The organism is Pusillimonas sp., from assembly GCF_035515275.1.
GTDB lineage: Bacteria > Pseudomonadota > Gammaproteobacteria > Burkholderiales > Burkholderiaceae_B > Pusillimonas.
Window position 1 is genome coordinate 12,526 of the sequence record NZ_DATJBQ010000040.1, and the last position, 20,305, is coordinate 32,830.

General features: G+C 60.0%; 21 protein-coding genes. 9 read left to right on the plus strand and 12 right to left on the minus strand.

Annotation, left to right across the window (positions count from 1 at the left end):
* The first annotated feature begins 142 nt into the window (after positions 1-142).
* Together sorT and sorU are read left to right on the plus strand one after the other, a co-directional pair.
* Positions 143-1,375: a SorT family sulfite dehydrogenase catalytic subunit gene (sorT, locus tag VL003_RS02630; protein WP_325439295.1), complete on the plus strand. Its 1,233-nt coding sequence runs from the start codon at positions 143-145 to the stop codon at positions 1,373-1,375.
* 50 nt (positions 1,376-1,425) lie between these two features.
* A complete protein-coding gene (sorU, locus tag VL003_RS02635; RefSeq protein WP_325439297.1) occupies positions 1,426-1,761 on the plus strand; it encodes a SorU family sulfite dehydrogenase c-type cytochrome subunit in 336 nt (111 codons plus the stop codon).
* Between the two features lie 21 nt (positions 1,762-1,782).
* On the opposite strand, the gene VL003_RS02640 is transcribed toward sorU, so the two are convergent.
* From VL003_RS02640 to queA, 10 genes are all read right to left on the minus strand, one after another.
* The gene (locus VL003_RS02640; protein WP_325439300.1) at positions 1,783-2,565 is read right to left on the minus strand and encodes an ABC transporter permease; all 783 of its coding nucleotides are present in this window, start codon (positions 2,563-2,565) and stop codon (positions 1,783-1,785) included.
* A 39-nt stretch (positions 2,566-2,604) separates the two neighbouring features.
* Entirely contained in the window at positions 2,605-3,798 is a 1,194-nt protein-coding gene (locus VL003_RS02645) for an ABC transporter substrate-binding protein (protein WP_325439302.1), read from the minus strand.
* Positions 3,799-3,821: 23 nt separating this feature from the next.
* Positions 3,822-4,637: an ABC transporter ATP-binding protein gene (locus VL003_RS02650; protein ID WP_325439304.1), complete on the minus strand. Its 816-nt coding sequence runs from the start codon at positions 4,635-4,637 to the stop codon at positions 3,822-3,824.
* Between the two features lie 26 nt (positions 4,638-4,663).
* Positions 4,664-5,800 carry an acyl-CoA dehydrogenase family protein gene (locus VL003_RS02655; protein ID WP_325439306.1) on the minus strand — a complete coding sequence of 379 codons (1,137 nt, stop codon included), beginning with the start codon at positions 5,798-5,800 and terminating at the stop codon, positions 4,664-4,666.
* Between the two features lie 15 nt (positions 5,801-5,815).
* On the minus strand, positions 5,816-6,358 hold the full coding sequence (locus VL003_RS02660) for a carboxymuconolactone decarboxylase family protein (protein WP_325439308.1): 543 nt from the start codon (positions 6,356-6,358) through the stop codon (positions 5,816-5,818).
* A gap of 250 nt (positions 6,359-6,608) precedes the next feature.
* Positions 6,609-7,544, minus strand: coding sequence for a protein translocase subunit SecF (gene secF / locus VL003_RS02665; protein WP_325439310.1), 936 nt, complete (start codon positions 7,542-7,544; stop codon positions 6,609-6,611).
* A gap of 59 nt (positions 7,545-7,603) precedes the next feature.
* Complete coding sequence (gene secD, locus VL003_RS02670; RefSeq protein WP_325439312.1) at positions 7,604-9,475, minus strand: protein translocase subunit SecD; 1,872 nt, start codon at positions 9,473-9,475, stop codon at positions 7,604-7,606.
* 4 nt (positions 9,476-9,479) lie between these two features.
* The gene (gene yajC, locus VL003_RS02675; RefSeq protein WP_325439314.1) at positions 9,480-9,824 is read right to left on the minus strand and encodes a preprotein translocase subunit YajC; all 345 of its coding nucleotides are present in this window, start codon (positions 9,822-9,824) and stop codon (positions 9,480-9,482) included.
* A gap of 80 nt (positions 9,825-9,904) precedes the next feature.
* Positions 9,905-11,041 (minus strand): tRNA guanosine(34) transglycosylase Tgt, encoded by a 1,137-nt coding sequence (gene tgt / locus VL003_RS02680; protein ID WP_325439316.1) that lies wholly within the window; start codon positions 11,039-11,041, stop codon positions 9,905-9,907.
* Positions 11,038-12,078, minus strand: coding sequence for a tRNA preQ1(34) S-adenosylmethionine ribosyltransferase-isomerase QueA (gene queA / locus VL003_RS02685; protein ID WP_325439318.1), 1,041 nt, complete (start codon positions 12,076-12,078; stop codon positions 11,038-11,040). The genes tgt and queA overlap by 4 nt, the downstream gene beginning before the upstream one ends.
* A 256-nt stretch (positions 12,079-12,334) precedes the next feature.
* Between queA and dacB the strand changes: the two genes are divergently transcribed.
* The 6 genes from dacB to VL003_RS02715 all read left to right on the plus strand — a co-directional run bounded on the left by dacB (position 12,335) and on the right by VL003_RS02715 (position 16,605).
* Positions 12,335-13,756 (plus strand): D-alanyl-D-alanine carboxypeptidase/D-alanyl-D-alanine endopeptidase, encoded by a 1,422-nt coding sequence (gene dacB, locus VL003_RS02690; RefSeq protein ID WP_414708224.1) that lies wholly within the window; start codon positions 12,335-12,337, stop codon positions 13,754-13,756.
* A 32-nt stretch (positions 13,757-13,788) separates the two neighbouring features.
* Entirely contained in the window at positions 13,789-14,427 is a 639-nt protein-coding gene (gene upp, locus VL003_RS02695; protein WP_325439321.1) for a uracil phosphoribosyltransferase, read from the plus strand.
* Positions 14,428-14,548: 121 nt separating this feature from the next.
* Positions 14,549-15,280: a hypothetical protein gene (locus tag VL003_RS02700; RefSeq protein ID WP_325439323.1), complete on the plus strand. Its 732-nt coding sequence runs from the start codon at positions 14,549-14,551 to the stop codon at positions 15,278-15,280.
* 162 nt (positions 15,281-15,442) lie between these two features.
* Positions 15,443-15,763, plus strand: a complete 321-nt coding sequence (locus tag VL003_RS02705; protein ID WP_325439325.1) for an ElaB/YgaM/YqjD family protein — start codon at positions 15,443-15,445, stop codon at positions 15,761-15,763.
* A 67-nt stretch (positions 15,764-15,830) separates the two neighbouring features.
* A complete protein-coding gene (locus VL003_RS02710) occupies positions 15,831-16,232 on the plus strand; it encodes a phage holin family protein (RefSeq protein ID WP_325439327.1) in 402 nt (133 codons plus the stop codon).
* On the plus strand, positions 16,225-16,605 hold the full coding sequence (locus tag VL003_RS02715) for a hypothetical protein (protein WP_325439329.1): 381 nt from the start codon (positions 16,225-16,227) through the stop codon (positions 16,603-16,605). The genes VL003_RS02710 and VL003_RS02715 overlap by 8 nt, the downstream gene beginning before the upstream one ends.
* Here VL003_RS02715 and ubiD read toward each other — a convergent pair.
* On the minus strand, positions 16,602-18,146 hold the full coding sequence (ubiD, locus tag VL003_RS02720) for a 4-hydroxy-3-polyprenylbenzoate decarboxylase (RefSeq protein ID WP_325439331.1): 1,545 nt from the start codon (positions 18,144-18,146) through the stop codon (positions 16,602-16,604). The genes VL003_RS02715 and ubiD overlap by 4 nt on opposite strands.
* 101 nt (positions 18,147-18,247) lie before the next feature.
* Between ubiD and VL003_RS02725 the strand changes: the two genes are divergently transcribed.
* A complete protein-coding gene (locus VL003_RS02725) occupies positions 18,248-19,075 on the plus strand; it encodes a lytic transglycosylase domain-containing protein (protein WP_325439333.1) in 828 nt (275 codons plus the stop codon).
* A gap of 22 nt (positions 19,076-19,097) precedes the next feature.
* On the opposite strand, the gene VL003_RS02730 is transcribed toward VL003_RS02725, so the two are convergent.
* On the minus strand, positions 19,098-20,273 hold the full coding sequence (locus tag VL003_RS02730) for a pyridoxal phosphate-dependent aminotransferase (RefSeq protein ID WP_325439335.1): 1,176 nt from the start codon (positions 20,271-20,273) through the stop codon (positions 19,098-19,100).
* Positions 20,274-20,305: the final 32 nt, after the last annotated feature.

Below are 20,305 nucleotides of genomic sequence, written 5' to 3' on the forward strand. Positions count from 1 at the left end.
GCAGGCGGCAGGCTTTGTTATGATTTGCACATGTTCAAATTACGTTCGGAAATAAGGGCCGGCGCAACCTGGCACCCGGCACACCGGTTTCCGATTAAAGCCTTAACCTGGCAGCATCAAGTTTTTTGGCAAGGAGGCCATTATGGAACATAAAACAAACTTCATTCGCCGTCGGCTGCTCGCCTCGGCAGGGGGCGCAGTAGCGTGGGCGGGCCTTGGTGCACCGGCATTTGCCGACTCGACCGAACCGGCATCGCAATCCAACCCTGGGCCGGTGTCCAGCGCCAAGCCATTGCCCGACTACGCTCAATGGAAGGACGCCGACAGCCTGATTGTGCACAGCGCCAATACCATCGAGACGCGTCGTACAGCGTTTGGGTCCAGCGGTATTACACCGTTAAACAGATTGTTCATTCGCAATAACGTCAATCCGCCGTCGGCCGACATCATGAAGGAACCCGATGCGTGGCAGGTACAGATTGACGGCGTGAAGAACCCGCGCAGCTTCACAGTGGCCGAACTTAAGAACCTGGGTCTAGAGTCGGTGGCCATGGTGCTGCAATGCTCCGGCAACGGTCGCGCGTATTTTCCGCATAAACCCAGCGGTACCCAATGGACAGTCGGCGCGGCAGGCTGCGTGGTGTTTACGGGCGTGCCCGTCAAGGCAGTGCTCGAGGCTTGCGGCGGCATGCTCGACGACATGAAATACATGACCGGCACCGGCGGCGAAGAGATTCCTGCCGGGCTCGATCCCAATACTGTTATGGTTGAGCGATCCGTGCCCCTAGAGGGCATCGAAGACGCGCTCTTGGCCTGGGAGATCAACGGTGAGCCCTTGCCTTTGGCGCATGGCGGGCCGTTGCGCATGATCGTGCCGGGCTATACCGGCGTCAACAACGTCAAGTACTTGAAGCAGTTGGCGTTCACCAAAGACCAGTCGCCGGCCAGCATTCAGCAAAACAGTTATCGCATGTCGCCGGTCGGGGTCAAAGGCACCCCCCAGCACGATTCCGTCTGGGAAATGCCGCCCAAGTCGTGGATCAACGACCCGTTTGGGTCCGACCAAACCGTCAAGGCCGGCAAAGTGGTTATTAGCGGCGTGGCCATGGGCGGCATGAGCGAAGCCGAGAAAATCGAGGTTTCGACCAATGGCGGCAAAGACTGGCAAGAGGCCGAGTTTACCGGCCCTGACCTGGGCAAATACGCCTGGCGCGCCTTTGTGCTGGTGGCCGACCTCGCTGCCGGCGAGCATCAGTTGGCGTCGCGGGTCACCAACGACGACGGTCAGACTCAGCCCGAAAACAGGGTCGAAAACAACCGTGGCTACATTAACAACAGTTGGCGCGACCATATGGTTACCGTCAAGGTGGTTTAGGTCGGCATAACCGTTATGTTTATATCAAGTAAGTCTTCAGGAACATTTCAATGCGGCAAGCAGTAGTTGTATTCTTGGCAGCGGCGTCCTTCGCGGGCGCCGCCTTTTCAGTTCAAGCCGAAACACCCAGCGCTGAACAATTGCAGCAAGGCAAAGAGCTTTTTATCAGCAAGGCGGTGCCTGCGTGTGCGGTTTGCCACACGATGGCGGACGCCGGGTCGTCCGGCACCATTGGCCCCGATCTGGATGAAATCAAGCCCGATATGGCTGCCGTTAAAAAGGCGCTTCGCGAAGGCTTGGGCGTCATGCCTAACTTTTCGCAAACGCTAAGCGACGAAGAAATTGACGCGGTCGCCGCTTATGTGTCACATGCCGTAGGCAAGTGAACGGTATGTGAACCTGGCTGGTCAGTTGCTGGACGTTGAATGCGTCCAGCGCTGATACAGCTTTTGCGCTACGGTGTCCAGCATGAAGCCCAGGGCACCGATCAGTACGATTACAGCCATGAGTTCTGAATAGGCCAGGCGGTCCCGGGTGTCGAGTATGAAGTAGCCCAGGCCCGAACTGACACCCAGCATTTCGCAGGGCACCAGCACAATCCAGATAATGCCGATGGCCAGCCGCACGCCGGTAAGAATGTGCCCCAAGATGCCCGGCAGCACCACCCTGAACAGTACTTCGACGCGGGTGGCACTAAGGCTTTTGGCCAGCATCATCCATTTGGGGTCAAGCTGGCGAACACCCGCAGCGGTGTTCAGGATAATGGGCCACACGGCCGCAAACGTCAGCAAGAAATAAATGGGCGCATCGCCGATGCCAAACACCATGACGGCGATGGGCATCCATGACAGCGGCGAGATCATGCGCAAGAACTGAAAGGCGCTGCTGGTGCTTTTTTCAAGTGTGCGCGACGAGCCAATAGCCAGCCCGATGGGTACGCCCAGCGTTAGCGCCAGCCCCAGGCCAACCGCCACGCGCTTCATGCTGGTAAGGGTGTGTGTGGTTAGCTGATTCTGGGTAACAAGCTCGTACAGGCTGGCAAAGGCCGGGCCGGGGCTTAATGCCGAGGCCAGCGGAATGCCGTTTTGCAGCCAGCGCGCGCCCAGCCACCAAAGAACCACCAGCGCCGCCAGGCCGGCGAGGCTGTAGGTCCACGCGGCTGCGCTACCGCTTTTCAAACTTCTGATCATGTGTGTACTTCGAAAAGGGCTGCCGACCGGCGCGCCTGCTTAGGTGGTGATGATTTCTTTACGCTCAAACGACTCGATGCCGAACTTGGCCGGGCCGCCTGCTTGTTCGATGGCCTTGCGCACGAAGCGGTCATCGACCAGGTCTTTGGACACGAATGCCGGGTCAAGATCGGCCAGGAACTCGTTGCGCCCCAGGACCAGTGTTTCTTTGAGCTTGACGATAAGCTCTTCGGTATAGCTGGGGAAGGGGTAGGGCTGGAAGTCGATACGCTTTTCGTTCCAGGCGGTATTGACGATGGCGCCGTTCGATTCGTACAGCTGGGTGTTGAGCAGTTCGGGCTGCAGCACCTGGGCCAGCGCTTCGTACGAGTGCGGCGTGTAGCGTTGCTCGTTCTCTTTGGAAAGAATGCGGGCGGTTTCTGCGCGGTTTTCCTGGATCCACGCTTGGGCCTGCACGATACCGTTTACGACCTTCTGGGTCCATTCGGGGCGTTGCTGCAGGTCTTGTTCGTGCATCAGTACAACGCAGCAGGCATGGTCTTTCCAGACGTCACCGGTAAAACGCAAGATCTTGCCGATCTTCAGCACTTCGGCCGAGGCATTGAAAGGCTCGGCAACGATATAGCCGGCGATTTGTTTGTTGGCCAGGGCGGGCACCATGTCAGAGGGCGCCATGACAATGAGTTTGACTTGTTTCTTGGTGGGGGTGCCGTCGCTGATGGATTCCAGCCCTTTGCTGCGCAGCAGGTGCTGCAGCACGACGTTGTGCAACGAATACCAGAAGGGAATGGCCACGGTGGTGCCGCCCAGGTCTTCGATGCTATTGATTTCATGTTGAACCGTAAGGCCCGAGCCGGACATGTGGTTCCAGGCCACGACCTTGGCCGGCGACTGGCTGCCGTAGCGAGCCCAGACGGTCATGGGCGAAAGCAGGTGCACGGCGTTGACCTGACCTGCCAGAAACGCTTCGACGATCTGCGCCCAGCTGCGGAACATGCGCGGCTTATCAACTTCCAGGCCTTGGTTCTGAAACAGCTTGTTGTGGTGTGCCACCAGCAGCGGCGTGGCGTCGGTAATGGGCAGATAGCCGATGCGCAGCGGGGCGTCGGGCTCGGCCGCGCGGGCCACGTTCTGCATTTGCAGCAAGGGCAGGGCACCCATTGCGGTGAACATGGAAGACAGCTTTAGAAACTGGCGTCGACGAGATTGAGTGTCGTCTTTGGGCAAGGTCATGGTTTGTTCCTTCGGGGCTGGTTTTATGCGGCAAGTTTTTGTTGTTCGGCCACGCCGCGCGAGTCGCGCAGCAACTGCATGATCTGTAAGCGGATCGCGGTAATTTCGGGGCTGACGATGTCGCGCATATGAACGCCGGGAACCCGCCACTGACCGATCAGTTCGCCGGGCTTGCCGCCTATGAGCAAAATGCGGTCGGCCACCGTAAGCGCTTCGTCGATGTCGTGAGTAACTAGTACCGCCGACGTGCTGTACTTTTTGGTAATGCGCAACAGCAGGTGTTGCATATCGCCACGGGTAACTTCGTCCAGGGCGCTGAAAGGTTCGTCGAGCAGCAAAATTTCGGGCTGACGAGCCAGGCTGCGGGCCAGGGCGGTTCGCTGAGCCATGCCGCCCGACAGCTCGGACGGATAGCGCTCAGCCGCTTCGGTCAGGTCGACATCGGCAATGGCCGCTGCAATGCGTGCTTTTTTTTCGGCCTTGCTGATGGCCGGTTGATGTTTGAAATCCAGCCCAAAGCCCACATTCTCTTCGAGGTTCAGCCAAGGCAGCAGGCTGGGGTCCTGGAACACAAAGCTTAGTCTGGGGTGGGCGCCCCGCAACAGTTCGCCATGTACCCGGACCGCGCCGTGCTGCGCTTGCTGCAGGCCGGCCAGCACACGCAGCAGCGACGATTTTCCGACCCCGCTTGGGCCCAGCACGGCCACGATTTCGCCTTGATGCAGCTGCATGGAGAAATCGCGCAACACAGTGTTAGGTTGCCCGTTGCCACGCTTGTAGCGCAATTCGATGGATTGCGCCTGCAAGACGGTGGGCGTTTGCGATAAGGAAACTGCCATGGATGTCTCGAGTAGGTTGCAAAAGCCTAGGCGGCTTCGGTGTGAAGGGTGTCGGACTGTGCGCGCGCTTCAAGGTCGCGAATCTCTTTGCGCAGATGCTTGAGGGCCGGGGTGACAATGGCGACAAAGACCGCTTCGCGCAGCCTGCGCTGGGCGGGGTGGATCATGAGATAGCCCTTGGCACCTGCATGAAGCACCGCCGAATTAGCGGCCTTAAGGGTGAGCTCGCTGATGGCGGCGCGTGCCTTAAGCACCTGCAGCATGTCGGCCGAGCCGGTTTGTGCAGACGGAGCCTGGGTGTCGACCTGGGCTTGTACGTCGGCAAGTAACTGGACCAGTTCCGGTTCTTGGTCGTCGAGAAAGGCGTTGACATGGCCGACGCTGCCGTTGCTGTCGCGCATGATGCCCAGGCAGGCTTGAACAATGCCCATGCCCATGCCGATTTGCCCCAGTACAAAGCCGGGTTTGATGCGACGAATGTACTGCTTGAACTGATCGGGGTGAGCCAGCACGTTTTCGGCAGACACCGACACGTTCTGAAAGCGAAGGTTAAGTGTTTGAGTGCCTTCAAGGCCCGAAAACTCCAGGCAGGCCCGCGACTCGAAACCTTGAGCCGAGCTGGGGGTGGCGAACATGATGTAGCCTTCGTCTTCGACCGCCGCCGCCACAATGGCCAAGTGGCCGTTGCCGACATTTGAAACCCAGGGCAACGAGCCGTTTACCACGTAGCCGTCGCCTTCGCGGCGGGCGCGCAGATGGATTTTTTCGATGCCTGCCAAATGTTTTACAGCGTTGGACATGCCGGTGCCGGCCAGCAAGCGGCCTTGTGCAACGTCGTTCAGGTACAGGTCGCGCACCGCCTGATTATCGCTGTTCTGCAAGTACCAGGCGCAGCTTGACTGGCACCACACCAAAAAAGCGGTAGAGCCGCATTGCTCGGCCACGGCCGCCGTAATGCCGATCTGAGCGGCCAGGCCCGCGCCGCTTCCGCCGGACTCAGGCGGCAAGGCCGAGCTGAATCCGCCCAGGGCGCCCAGCTTGCGCATGAACTGCTCGGGGTAAAGGCCTTCGCGATCGATGGCCTGCACCTGGGGCGCGAGTTCGGTTTGAATAAGCTGGGCGATGGGGGCCGGCACGGTACGGCCGGAGACGGCTTGGGTCACTGCGATGTCCTTGGGTTAAGCGAAAGCTTGCAATTCGGGGTTGATGGGCGTTTTGGCCAAGTTGTTGGCGTAGTTGCACAGGGTGGCCAGGCTTACGCCCAGCACCACTTCGACAGCGGCTTGTTGGGTGTAGCCTGCGTCAAAGAATGCCTTGAGGTCTTCGTCGCTGACCTGGCCGCGGTTTTCCATTACGGCCAGGGTGAACACGGCCAGCGCGTTCAGTTTGGGGTCGCTTAAGGCCTGGGTGTTGCGCAACGCCTCGATAAGGTCTTCGGGCATGGCCAGCTTTTTGCGGGCGAGGGCGGTGTGGCCGGCCACGCAAAAGCCGCAATCGTTACGCCTTGCAGCGGTAATTTGCACGACTTCGCGCTCGGCGCCGCTAAGCGAGGTGCGGGCGTTGATGCCGCCCACGACCTGGTAGGTTTCCAGGGCGGTAGGGGCATTGGCCAGGACACCCAGCAAATTGGGCAAGAAGCCGTTGGCCTTCTGGGCGTTGCTAAGACGCTCTTTGGCTTCGTCGGCGGCGGTTTCAATCGTTTGTATGGTCAGTCGGCTCATGGGAATCTTTAGGAAATAAAAGGAAGAACCGGAATGGTCAGCTGAAGTGTCGTTGGCCGGTTCTTTATTTCCAATTATTCTATAAGAGCCAAAAGAAATATCTAAAGAATATAAGGAAATTTGGTTATGCGCTTTGGATATATAGAAGGCCCGGCCTGATTGAAACCGCATATAGCCGCAACAAAAGGCCTCTTTGCCAGATGGCAAAGAGGCCTTGAAAGTGAGCGGTGGACCCCCGCTAGGGTCGGAGTTACTCGAGCTCGGCGGCGGGGTCGTCTTTTTTAATGGGCTTGACCAGGTCTTCGCGTTTGACGCCCAGCCACATGGCAATGGCGGCGGCCACGAATACCGACGAATAAATGCCAAACCAGATGCCGATGGTCAGCGCCAGCGAGAAGTTGTGCAAAGTGGGGCCGCCGAAGAAGAACATCGACAGCACCATCATTTGGGTCGACCCGTGGGTAATGATGGTTCGCGAGATGGTCTGAGTAATGGCGCTGTTGATCACCTCTTGAACGGACGAGGTTCGTTGCTTGCGAAAGTTCTCTCGGATGCGGTCCATGATAACCACTGACTCGTTCACCGAGTAACCCAGCACCGCCAGCACCCCGGCCAGCACCGCCAACGAAAACTCCCACTGGAAGAAGGCGAAGAACCCCAAAATAATGATGACGTCGTGCAGGTTGGCCACCACGCCCGCCACGGCGAACTTCCATTCGAAGCGCAGACCAAGGTAGATCATGATGCCCACCACCACGAACAACAGCGCCAAGAGTCCGTTGGTGACCAGCTCTTGCCCCACCTGCGGCCCAACGAACTCAACCCTGCGCAGTTCGACGTCGGGCGATTGCGCCTGAAGCGCCTTCATGACGATTTCGCTTTGCGCGGCAGAGTCCTGGCCTTCGCGTACCGGAAGACGGATCATGATGTCTTGAGAGGTGCCGAAATTTTGCACCTGAAAGTCGGTATAGCCCAGCGAAGCGACTGCCTCGCGCACCTTATCGGCTTCGGCGGCCTGCGAGTAATGCACTTCCATGACCGTGCCGCCGGTGAATTCAATAGAAAGATGAAAGCCCCGGGTGGCAATGAAGAAGACGGCCAGCGCAAAAGTGATCAGACTGATCAGGTTCAGCACCAGCGCGTGGCGCATGAACGGGATGGTGCGTCGGATGCGGAAAAATTCCATGTTGGTTTCGTACCTGTGTAATCAATGGCCGGCGCGCATTAGCGCCCCGGCATGCGGCGTCAGTCTTCTTTGGGCTTCCAGATCTGGCCGATCGAAACGCTTTTCAGGTTGCGTCGGCTTCCGTACCAGAGGTTGGCTAATGCCCGCACCCCGACCACCGACGAGAACATCGAGGTAAGAATGCCGATGCAGTGCACGACCGCGAAGCCGCGAATCGGGCCGGTGCCGAAAGCCAGCAGCGCAACACCCACGATAAGCGTAGTGAGGTTGGAGTCGATGATGGTGCCCCAGGCGCGTTCAAAGCCGTGATAAATGGCTTGTTGGGGCGATAGCCCCGCTCGGAGCTCTTCGCGGATACGCTCGTTGATCAGCACGTTCGAGTCGATGGCCATGCCCAGGGTAAGGGCAATGGCGGCAATGCCGGGCAGGGTAAGCGTGGCCTGGAGCATCGACAGTACGGCCAGAAGCAGCAACACGTTGAAGGCCAGCCCCAAGGTGGAGAACACGCCGAACAGGCGGTAGTACATGATGATGAACGCAGCAATGGCCAGGAAACCGTACAAGGTGGAGTTGAACCCCATCTTGATGTTGTCGGCACCCAGGCTGGGGCCGATGGTGCGCTCTTCGATAATGCTCATGGGCGCGGCCAACGAGCCTGCGCGCAGCAGCAGGGCGATGTCGGCCGCTTCCTGGGCATTCATGCTGCCGCTGATCTGTACCTGCCCACCCGGGATCTCGCTGCGAATGACCGGTGCGGTGACCACCTGGCCCTTGTTGTTTTCGAACAGCAAAATGGCCATGCGCTTGCCGATGTTGTCGCGCGTGACATCACGGAAAATACGTGCGCCCTTGGCGTCCAACGTGAGATTGACCGAAGGCTGCTGCGTTTGCTGGTCGCGTCCGGGCTGTGCGTCTTGCAGGTTTTCGCCGGTCAGCACCACCTGACGGCGCAGCAACAGCGGGCGTCCGTCGGTGTCGGTGTAACGCTCTAGGCCAAACGGTACGTTGCCGCTGGAAAGCGCCGCCGCAGCCGAAGGAGAGTCGTCGACCATGCGGATTTCAAGCGTCGCGGTTCGGCCGAGAATTTCTTTTGCCTTGGCGACGTCCTGCACCCCAGGCAACTGCACGATAATGCGGTCGGCCCCTTGCTGTTGAATCACCGGCTCGGCCACGCCCAGCTCGTTGATGCGGTTGTGCAGCGTAACGATGTTCTGGCGCAGCGCATGGCTTTGAACCTGGGTGACGGCGGCCTCGGTCAGTACCCCGGTCAGCAGGAAGCTGTCGCCCGACGTGCCGGTGGTGAACACCATGTCGGCCATGGTTCGGCGCAGCTCCGACGCGGCGTTGTCGCGGCTTTGTGCGTCGCCGAAGCGCGCCACGATCGAGTGATCGCTGCGCTCGACGCCGGCAACCGTGATGCGCGCGTCGCGCAGGGTGCTGCGCACGTCGTTGGCCAGCGAGTCGTAACGCCCGGTCAGGGCGCCTTGCATGTCGACTTCGAGCAGAAAGTGCACCCCGCCGCGAAGGTCAAGCCCCAGATACATGGGGCGTGCGCCAATGGCGGTAAGCCAGTTGGGCGAAGCCGACAGCAGATTCAGGGCAATGGTGTAGTCGGGGTCTTCAGGCCTGGGGTTGAACGCCTTTTCAAGGGCGTCCTTGGCTTGCAATTGGATATCGGGCGTTTCGAAACGTATGCGTACGGCGCCCACGGGCCCGTTCTGCTCGTAATACGCGCCTGTGTTGGCGATACCCCGTTCGGCAAGAACCTGCTGAGCCCGTTCGAGTACGCTGTTGTCGATTCTGATTGCGGTTTTGGCCCCCGCTATCTGTACCGCCGGTGATTCACCGTAAAAATTGGGGAGCGTATAGAGCAGGCCGATGATCAGGGCGGCCAATACGACTAGGTATTTCCAGAGGGGGTAACGGTTCATCGGGTTACAGCGCCTTGATCGTACCTTTGGGCAGCACGTTGGATACCGAAGTGCGCTGCAGCACGACTTCGACGGGTTTGTCGGCCAGTTCAGCGACTTCGACGGTGATGTAGTTGTCGCCGACCTTGGTCACTTTGCCCAGCAGGCCGCCCGAGGTGATGATTTCGTCGCCTTTGGCCAGCGCGGCAACCAGGTTGCGGTGCTCTTTCTGGCGCTTCATTTGGGGGCGGATCATCAGGAAATACAAGATGACGAACATCAGGATGATGGGCAGCATGCCCATCAGTCCGCCGGTGGCGTCGCCCGCAGCCTGGGCGGGTATGAGGTTGAGTAGATCGACTGCCTGCATGAGGGTGCTCCTGATATGAAATTATTTGTAAAACCCGGCGTGGGGAAAAAGCGAATTTTCTATTGTAGCGATATCCGACGCTATTCGACGCCCCGAGCGCGGTTTTCAGCAAACTGCTTGCGCCACTCTTCGAAATTGCCGGCCTCAATGGCCTGGCGCATTTCGTCCATGATCGCCAGGTAAAAGTGCAGGTTGTGCATGGTGTTCAGGCGTGATCCGGTGATTTCGTTGGCTCGCTGCAGGTGGTGCAGGTACGAGCGCGAAAAATGCGTACAGGTGTGACACGAGCATGAAGGATCCAGCGGACGGGTGTCGTCGCGGTAGCGGGCGTTACGTATTTTTATATCGCCAAAACGCGTAAACAGCCAGCCGTTGCGGGCGTTGCGCGTGGGCATGACGCAGTCGAACATGTCGACGCCGCGGCTGACGCCTTCAACCAGGTCTTCGGGTGTGCCTACCCCCATCAGGTAGCGGGGCGCATTGGCCGGCATTCTGGGCGTTACATGGGCCAGAATGCGCATCATGTCTTCTTTGGGCTCGCCCACAGAAAGCCCGCCTATGGCATAGCCATGAAAGCCGATGTCCACCAGCCCCGCCAGCGATTCGTCGCGCAGGTTTTCGTACATGCCGCCTTGAACGATGCCAAACAGCGCATTGGGGTTTTCTTGCGCGTCGAAGGCATCGCGCGAGCGCCGGGCCCAGCGTAGCGACATGCGCATCGAGCGCGCTGCTTCGTCGGCGGTGGCCGGTCGCCCCTCGATCTCGTAGGGGGTGCATTCGTCAAACACCATGACAATATCGGAATTCAACGAGCGCTGGATGCGCATGGATTCTTCGGGCGTCAGAAACAGCCGTGAGCCGTCGATGGGCGAGGCAAATTTCACGCCTTCTTCAGTGATCTTGCGCAAGCCGTCCAGGCTGAACACCTGAAACCCGCCCGAATCGGTCAGTATGGGCTTGTCCCATTGCATGAAGCCGTGCAGGCCGCCGTGCTTCTCCAGAACCTCAGTGCCGGGCCTTAGCCATAGGTGAAAGGTATTGCCAAGCACGATCTGGGCGCCGATGTCGTTCAGTTCGTGGGGCAGCATGGCCTTGACGCTGCCGTAGGTGCCTACGGGCATGAAGATCGGGGTCTGGACCACGCCGTGGTTCAGGGTGATGCGGCCTCGGCGCGCAGCGCCTTCGGTGGCCAAGAGTTCAAATTTCAGGCCGGTCATAGGGGTGATTCAATAAACATGGCGTCGCCATAACTGAAAAAACGATAGCGCGACTGTACCGCATGGGCGTAGGCACGCTGAATGGGCTCAAGGCCTGCCAACGCCGAAACCAGCATCAGCAAGGTGGAGCGGGGCAGATGGAAATTGGTGATCAGGGCGTCGACATATGAAAAGCGATAGCCGGGCGTAATGAACAGCCGAGTGTCGCCTTCGAGCGGGTCGTGGTGGCGATCCGTCTGGGCGGCGGCCGATTCAAGGGCTCGCACGCTGGTCGTGCCCACCGCCACGACCCGACCGCCGCCGGCGCGGGCGTCGTCGATCTGCTTTATAACAGCCTGGGGCACCGAGAAGCGCTCGGCGTGCATTTGATGCTGAGACAGGTCTTCGACCCGAACCGGCTGGAACGTACCAGCGCCCACGTGCAAGGTCACGAAGGCATGCTGCACGCCCTGGGCGGCCAGGGTGTCGAGCATGGCCTGGTCAAAATGCAGGCCGGCGGTGGGGGCCGCGACAGCGCCGGGCGCCTGCGCATACACTGTCTGGTAGCGCTCGTCGTCGTGGCTTTGAGCCTCGTGCGTAATGTAGGGTGGAAGCGGCGTGGCGCCATGGCGGTCGAGCAGGTCCAGCACCCGTTCCGGAAACTCCAGCTCGAAAAGCTCGTCTTGCCTGCCCGTAACGGTGACTGTCAGCGCGGCGTCGGCCAGATGCAGCAAGGTGCCCGCCTTGGGCGATTTGCTGGCTCGAACGTGAGCCAGGGCGCTGGTGGGCCCCGTAATGCGTTCGACCAGTACCTCGACCTGCCCGCCGCTGTCTTTGCGCCCACGCAAGCGCGCCTTGATCACCTGGGTGTTGTTCAGCACCAGCAGGTCGTTGGGACGCAACAGCGCGGGCAGGTCCGTAAAGTGTCGGTCGTGCAGGGCCGACTCGGCATCCAGGTGCAGCAGCCGGCTTTCGCGGCGAGACGCGGCCGGTGTCTGGGCGATAAGTTCGGTTGGAAGGTCGTAGTCGAACTGCGACAGTTGAAGCGAAGAGGTCACGCGTAAAAATCCGCTAAGGTCAACGTGCCATTTTAAGCCGTGCCGCGATTTTTACGCTTGGGCTGTCCCCGGCGTGCGGTAGTTTCGGTATGCTGATGTTTTCTTCTGTTCGTCCCCTACATTCGTTTCGATGAATCTATCGCTATTTTCCGGCCTGGCTGCCAGGCTTGCTCAATTAATCGTTGCCCGGCGCCGCCCAAAACAACGCAGCCACGAAAAAATCCCGGCGGCTGTGCAGCGTTGGCGGCGTTTTCCGATGCTGCCGGCCGTGGGCGGGGCGGTATTGGGGCTGGCGTTTCTAGTACACGCCACGGGTGCCTGGGCGCAGGCCATGCCGCCCGAGCTCGAACGCGCATGGCGGTCTGCGGGGTTGCAGCAAGGCGATGTGTCGGTGGTGGTACAAGAAATCGGCGGCCCGCGCCTTATCGAGCTGAATGCGACGGTGCCCCGCAACCCTGCTTCAGTCATGAAAATGGTCACCACGTGGGCGGCCCTTGCCGGCCTGGGCCCCGAGTACCGTTGGCGTACCGAGCTTCTGGCCGGCAGGGGCGCCCGGGTCGACGAGCAGGGCAGCTTGCAAGGCCCACTGTATCTCAAGGCGGCAGGCGACCCCTTCTTTACTCACGAAGAGCTCTGGTTTTTACTAAGAGAACTGCGTCTGCGTGGCGTTAAAAACCTGAATCAGGTGGTGGTCGACCGAAGCGTCTTCGGCCAAGTGGCCATCGATCCCGACGCGTTCGACAACGCGGGCGACAGACCCTATAACGCCAGCCCCGACGCAATGATGGTGGGCCTGGGTGCCGCGCGCGTGCTGTTCGTGCCCGACACCGTGGGGCGTAAATGGATACCTGTACTCGACCCGCCGTTGCCGGGCGTGCGTGTCGTGGGGCAGGTTGGATACAGCGATGCAGTGTGCCCCGGCTCGCCGTCGGTATCGGTACAGGTTCGACAGGCGGGTGCCGAAACCCTGGTCGAGGTGGCCGGCACCGCAGCAGGCTCTTGCGGCGAATTTACCGTGTACAGGCTGTTGCGGTCGCAAACCGAGCACTTTGCCGCCTTGTTTCGCCAGCTTTGGCGCGACTTGGGTGGTACGCTGGCCAAGGGTATCGAAGCCGGTCAGGCCCCCAAAAACGCGCAATTGGTCGCGTGGAACGACTCTGAAACCCTGGCCGACAATATTCGCCAGATCAACAAGCAAAGCAATAACGTCATGGCCCGCAGTCTGTTGCTGACCTTGGGGGCCGAAAAGCTGGGTACGCCCGCCACGGCGGCACGGGGTGCCCAGGCGGCCATGCAGATTCTGCGCGACCAGGGTGTCGACACCCGGGGCTGGCATATTGAAAACGGCTCGGGCCTGTCTCGTGCCGAACGGGTCACCGCCGGTGGTTTGGCCGGCATGCTCGAGGTGGCCTGGCATTCGCCGCTCATGCCTGAATACATTTCGTCGCTGGCCATATCCGGCGTCGATGGCACCATGCGCCGGCGTCTGCGCGACGACCAGGTTCGAGGCATGGCTCATCTTAAAACCGGTACCCTGCGTGACGCCCGTGCTCTGGCCGGCTATGTGCTGGGAGCCAGCGGTAAACGCTATATTGTCGTCAGCGTTGCCAACGGAGACCGCGCCACGGCCATTCGCCCGTTCGACGACGCCCTGATCTCGTGGTTGGCATCTCGCTAACCGTTTTATGCTGAACTGAATAAATAAAAGCCATGCCCATACATGAAATTCGTCACCCCTTGATACGCCACAAGCTGGGCCTGATGCGCCGCGCCGACCTTAGCACCAAGAACTTTCGCGAAATGTCTCAGGAAATCGCCGCCTTGCTCACCTACGAAGCGACCAAGGACCTGCCGCTTGAAAGCTGCGAGGTGCAAGGGTGGTGCGGACAGATTCAGGTCGAGAAGCTGGCCGGAAAAAAAGTGACGGTGGTGCCCATATTAAGGGCCGGCATCGGCATGCTTGAAGGCGTGCTGACGCTTATTCCCGGTGCAAAGGTCAGCGCGGTGGGTATCGCACGCAACGAAGAAACCTTGCAGGCTCAGCCGTATCTTGAGCGCCTGGTGGGTGCGTTGGATCAGCGTCTCGCCCTGATTGTCGACCCCATGCTGGCAACGGGTGGCTCCATGGTCGCCACCATTGACATGCTCAAGAAGGCGGGTTGCCGCAATGTTCGCGCCCTGGTACTGGTGGCCGCGCCCGAGGGCATCAGTGCAGTCGAGGCGGCGCACCCCGACGTGCAGGTGTTTACTGCTTCGATCGACCGCCACCTTAACGAGAACGGCTACATCATTCCGGGCCTGGGCGATGCCGGCGACCGCATCTTCGGCACCAAGCAAAAAGACGACTGAGTCCCCCTTACGCCGCCTGCACGGATGTAAGATATGGATAAAAATTTTGTGTTGTGCGTACCGCATGCGCAACACAAAAAAGGTAGCATGAAGTCATTACGCTTCGAACAAGGTGGTTGGCATGCATAATGCGGCAAAAACGGGTTTTGCAGTTTGGCTCCTGCTTATCGGCTTTTACATCGGGCCGGCGGCGGGCCAAACTTTATGCGACGCACCGTTCATGCACGATCAGGGCCGGGTCAAGCTTGACGGTACGGGGGCCCTGCGCCTTGGGGCCGACCTGTCTTTCTCTGAAGTCAGAAAAAGTGGGCCGGGGCAGTGTCAGGCACGGGTTCGGGGCAATGCCACGTTCGGCCTGGGGGGCTTGCCCGGGGGTAAGTCCGATCTGGACTACTGGATCACGCTGCGCGACGGGCAAACGACCTTTGAACGCCTCAATGCCCAGGGCGGGCGCGAACCGGTTGACGGCAAGTTCGACCTGCGCATGCTCGGCCTGTTTTCCTACGGCCAACCCATTAACCGTGTCGGCCAGACCTTTCCGGCACGCAAGTTCCAGATCAATGTCGATCACAAGGGTGTCGATGCCAAGCCGGTGGTGGTCCATACGGGTGCCAAAACGGTAGGTCATAAGGCTGACATACAAACCGCGGCCGGTACGCAATCGTGCTGGCCCATCAGCTATTCGCGGGTGGTTGAAGCGACGCAGGCATCGTTCAGCGGGCTGGTGTTGCCCATTCCCGAAATCCGTTCGAGTGTGACAGACTGGTTCTGTCCTGAACTTAATATGGTCATGAAACAAGAGAGCCGGCAGCAGGGCGTTCCGTCTGTGGTAGAGGTTTCCGAGCTTAAATAATACCGCTGGGGCTGCCAGGGGGGCCGGCGGCGCACGGTCGTTGTAGCGTCGGGCACGTTTTTTGTTGAACACCTGGCTGATCCGTATCAATATCAGGTTAAAGGGTTTTGCTAATATTTTCTTGAAGCCTGCAGTTTTTTAATACTTCACAAGGAGCCGACCATGGCACGACGCAGAAACGACCCTCAATCCCAAGAAGACGAGTTCATCAGCAGTGTAAAAGAGAGCCTTGACGACGCCGAAAAGCTACTGCGTGAAGCCGCAGGCACAACAGGCGAGAAAGCAAACGAGCTGCGAGACAAAGCCATGGAATCATTGCGCCGCACACGGGTGGCGCTATACGAGGCTCAGGATGCGGTGGTCGCCAAAGGCCGTCAGGCCGCGCGCGTTACCGACGACTATGTGCACGACAACCCCTGGCAATCGGTGGGTATCGCCGGCCTGACAGGCTTGCTTGTGGGCATTCTTATCAGCCGCCGCTAGTCCTTAGCAAGAAATGCGTACGCCTGGCCGTTGATGGTGCAGGCGTACGTTACAACCAAGGGAATTTATGGCGCTACGACACTCTGTAGGTGATCTTGCCACGACCATTCTTTCCATGGCCCGTACCCGGCTCGAGCTGTTCTCGCTCGAGGCCGTGGGCGAGAAATCGCGCGTGGTCAAGGTTCTATGCATGGCGTTGGGGGCCCTGTTTTTGCTGGGGTTGGCCCTGCTGGTGTTTTCAATCGCGGTCGCCTTGTATTTTTGGCCTACCGAAGAACGCTATCTGGTCTTGGCTGTGCTGGCGCTGGTTTATGCCATAGGCGGGCTGGGCTTGTTTTTTGGGGTGTGGCATGGCTTGCGTAACGGTCCACCCCCTTTCTCGGCCACGCTGGACGAACTCAAGCGCGATATTGCCTTGGCCGACCGTTTGCGCGAGCCCGACGACCCGCCAGGAGACCAGCATGGCTAGAACACCCACGAAGGCCCGTCTGCGCGAAGCGCATATCGAACTATTGCGAGCCCGGGCAGCGATCGAACGCCAGACCCTGCGCAACAGCTTCAGGCATCTGGGCAACGACCTTCAGCCTTCTGCCCTGTTGCGCAGCTTGCTTCCTGCCTCGCTGGGCCGCAAGCGGCCTACCGATTGGCTGTTTCAGGGCCTGGGCCTGATGAAGCGCTACCCTTTCCTGGTCTCGGCGGTTTCTACGCTGTTCTCGGGCGCGCGCAAAAAGCATCGTCTGTTGCGAATGGGTGCGGGGTTGCTGATCAGCTGGCAACTGGCCCGAGGCCTGGGCGCCCGAAACGATGCACGGCCGGCACAAGCCGACCGTGAGTTTTCTTAAAGGCCCAGTTGGCTCCACATGGCGTCTACACGGGCCTTGACGGCCAGGTCCATTTCTATGGGGCGGCCCCACTCACGTTGCGTTTCGCCCGGCCATTTATTGGTGGCATCCATGCCCATCTTGCCGCCAAGCCCCGACACGGGCGACGCAAAATCCAGGTAGTCGATGGGCGTGTTTTCAACAAGCAGGGTGTCGCGGGCCGGATCCATGCGGGTGGTCATGGCCCAGATCACTTCTTTCCAGTCGCGTATGTCGATGTCGTCATCCACCACGATAATGAACTTGGTGTACATAAACTGGCGAAGTATGCTCCAGAGGCCGAACATGACCCGTTTGGCATGGCCGGCGTATTGCTTTCGTATCGACACAACGGCCAGGCGGTAACTGCAGCCTTCGGGCGGAAGATGAAAATCGACAATCTCAGGTAGTTGTCTGCGCAGCAAGGGTACGAACACCTCGTTCAGGGCCACCCCAAGCACGGCGGGTTCGTCTGGCGGCTTGCCGGTGTAAGTGCTGTGGTAAATGGGGTTGCGCCGCATAGTGATGCGCTCGACGGTAAATACCGGAAACCAGTCTTGCTCGTTGTAGTAGCCGGTATGGTCGCCGTAAGGGCCTTCAAGGGCCACCTCGTAGCCGGTGTCGGCGGGCGGCCTGACGCCTTCGGGTACCTGTGGCGCAATGGCGTCGGGGTGGTTTGCGGGCAGTATGTGGCCCTCAAGCACGATTTCGGCAAAGGCAGGAACGGTAAGGTCGCTTCCCAGGGCGTCGGCCACCTCGGTGCGCGAGCCACGCAGCAGCCCTGCAAACTGATATTCGGAAAGGCTGTCGGGTACGGGGGTGACGGCGCCCAGAGTGGTGGCCGGGTCGGCGCCCAGTGCGACCGCAATGGGAAAAGGCGTGCCGGGGTTGGCTAAGGCGTGGTCACGAAAGTCGAGCGCGCCGCCGCGATGCGAAAGCCATCGCATAATGAGTTTGTTCCGGCCGATGAGCTGCTGACGGTAAATGCCTAAATTCTGACGGCGGGCGTTGGGCCCGCGCGTAATGACAAGGCCCCAGGTAAGCAGGGGGGCGGCGTCTTCGGGCCAGCATGTTTGCAGCGGTATGGCGTTAAGGTCTACGTCTGCGCCTTCAAGCACCACCTCTTGACAGGCCGGGTTGCGAATGCGCTTTGGGCTCATGTCCCAAAGCGCTGATTTGAGCATGGACACTTTGGCGAAAGCGTCGCGCAGCCCGCGGGGGGCTTCGGGTTCGCGTAGCGAGGCCAGCAGCTCACCGATGTCGCGCAGGGCGTTTACGCTGTCGGCCCCCATGCCTTGGGCCACGCGGTCCGGGGTGCCAAACAGGTTGGCCAGCACCGGCATCGAGGCGGGCCGGCCTTCGTGTACCGGGTTTTCGAACAGCAGGGCGGGGCCTTGTGCGCGCAGCACCCGATCGCTGATTTCGGTCATTTCCAGCGCCGTCGAAACAGGGTGAGCAATGCGCTTGAGCTGGCCGGCGCTTTCAAGTTGCGTCATAAAATCGCGCAGGTCGCGGTATTTCAAAAGACTCTCACTGGTTGGTTTTGACGGACGTCTAAGGTTAACATCGAGTCCGGCATTTTATGGGACGAACAGAGATTGTACGAACGAGACAGGACACGTCGATGAGCGCTTCGGATACCTTTGCGTGGGTGGAACGGTCGGTGCGCGCAATCGGAAGGCGCCTGGCTGAAGTGACGCACGCCGCGGCCGTGTACTTGGGCATTGCGGTGCTGGTCATTGTGGCCCTGAGTTTTATCGTGCCCTCGCTGCGCGATCAGTCGCAGCAGATTCACGCGGCCTTGCTGGTCAGCCTTAAGCCCGAAGGCATGGACGGGGCCGCGGGCCTGACCCTTGCCCAGCGCCTTTCAGGGGGGCGAGTGGTGTTGCGGTCGGGCACTGGCAGCGACCCCGAAGCCAAAGACGGGTTTTCCGAACCCCAGACCTTTGCCGAGGCGTTGGGCGCGATCGACTCGTTCTCAATACCCGGGGTCTCTAAAGTGCAGGCCCAGGCCTTGCGCAGCTATATCGCGCGCAAGTATCGCATCGCCCACGATGTGGCCGGAGTGCTGATTCATACCGTCTATGCCGTAGCGCACGAGAAACAACTTGACCCCTTGCTGATTCTTGCCGTTATTGCCATTGAGTCACGATACAACCCTTTTGCCGAGAGCCATGTAGGTGCGCAGGGGCTGATGCAGGTGATGACGCGGGTGCACGAAGAGAAGTTCGAACCCTTCGAAGGCGGCCCGGATGCCGCCCTTAACCCTATCGCCAATATCCGCGTCGGCAGCCAGATACTGCACGACTGTATCAGGCGTCGGGGGTCGGTGGCCGGCGGGCTGGCCTGTTATGTAGGGGCTACGGGCCCCACCGACGGCGGCTACGGCGCCAAGGTGCTGGCTGAGCGACGCCGGCTTTCTTTGGCCTCGGGCATTGCGCCCCGCCAGTAAATCACCCCTTGCGCGTTTTTGTTCAGGCGTTTGGCTGGCTGGTCGCCAAGAACTGTTCGATGCGGTCCACGGCCTCTTGCAGCCGGTCCAGCCCCGTGGCATATGACAAGCGCACCATCCTGGCGGCATGGGCCGGGCCAAAGTCGCGCCCTGGAACCGTGGCCACGCCGGCCTCATGCAACAGCCGTTGCACAAATTGATCGCTGTCCGTGCTGTATTTGCTGATGTCGGCATAAATGTAGAACGCGCCGTCGGGCTCTACCGGTACCTGAAGACCCAGACGCTCGAGTTGCGGAAGCAGATAGTCGCGCCTTTGTTTGAACGACAGCCGCCGATTCTCGTACACGCGCATTACCTCAGCCTCGAAGCAGGTAAGCGCGGCATGTTGCGCCAGCGAGGGCGCGCAGATGGCAAGGCTGGCAGCCAGCTTTTCGATGGCGGGCACCATGGTCTGCGGGGCGATCAGCCATCCGAGGCGCCAGCCGGTCATGTGGAAGTATTTCGAGAAGCTGTTGATGATGAGGATGTCGTCATCCTGGGCCAGGGCGCTGCGCGGGGCATTGCCGTAATACAGACCCAGGTAGATTTCGTCCATGATGATGAAGCCGTCTCGCGCGCGCACTTCGGCGATCAGCTCGTGCAGTTCGGCCTGCTTAATGCTAGTGCCGGTAGGGTTGCTGGGCGAGGCGATTAAAATGCCACGCGTGGCCGGGCCCCAGTGTTCCCGCAGGTCTTGGGCCGACAACTGAAAGCGTTGTTCGGGGCTGGATGGAATCAGGCGCGGGATACCCCCTGCGCCCATGATGAAGTTCTGGTTTGCCGGGTACGAGGGGTCGGCCATTAATACTTCGTCGCCCGGGTTGATCAATGCCATGGCTGCCAGCAGCAGGGCGCCCGAGGCACCCGAGGTCACCACCACGCGACCCGCATCCACCTGGGCGCCGAACTGCTCGTGATAGTAGTGAGCAATCGCCTCTCGCAGGGCGGGCAGGCCGGCAGGGGGCGTGTAGCCGCTCAGCCCGGCTGCTGCAGCACGGTTCAGCGTTTCAACCACCTGCGCCGGCGCGGTAAAGTCGGGTTCGCCGATCCCCAGGCTGATAATGTCCCGGCCCTGTGCCTTCAGGGCACTGGCCTGCTTGAAGATCTCTACTGCGTAAAACGGCATAACCTGATCGGTACGCTTGGCAAGGCGGGGCATGGCGAGGCTCGTCGAAAAAAGTTAGATTGTAG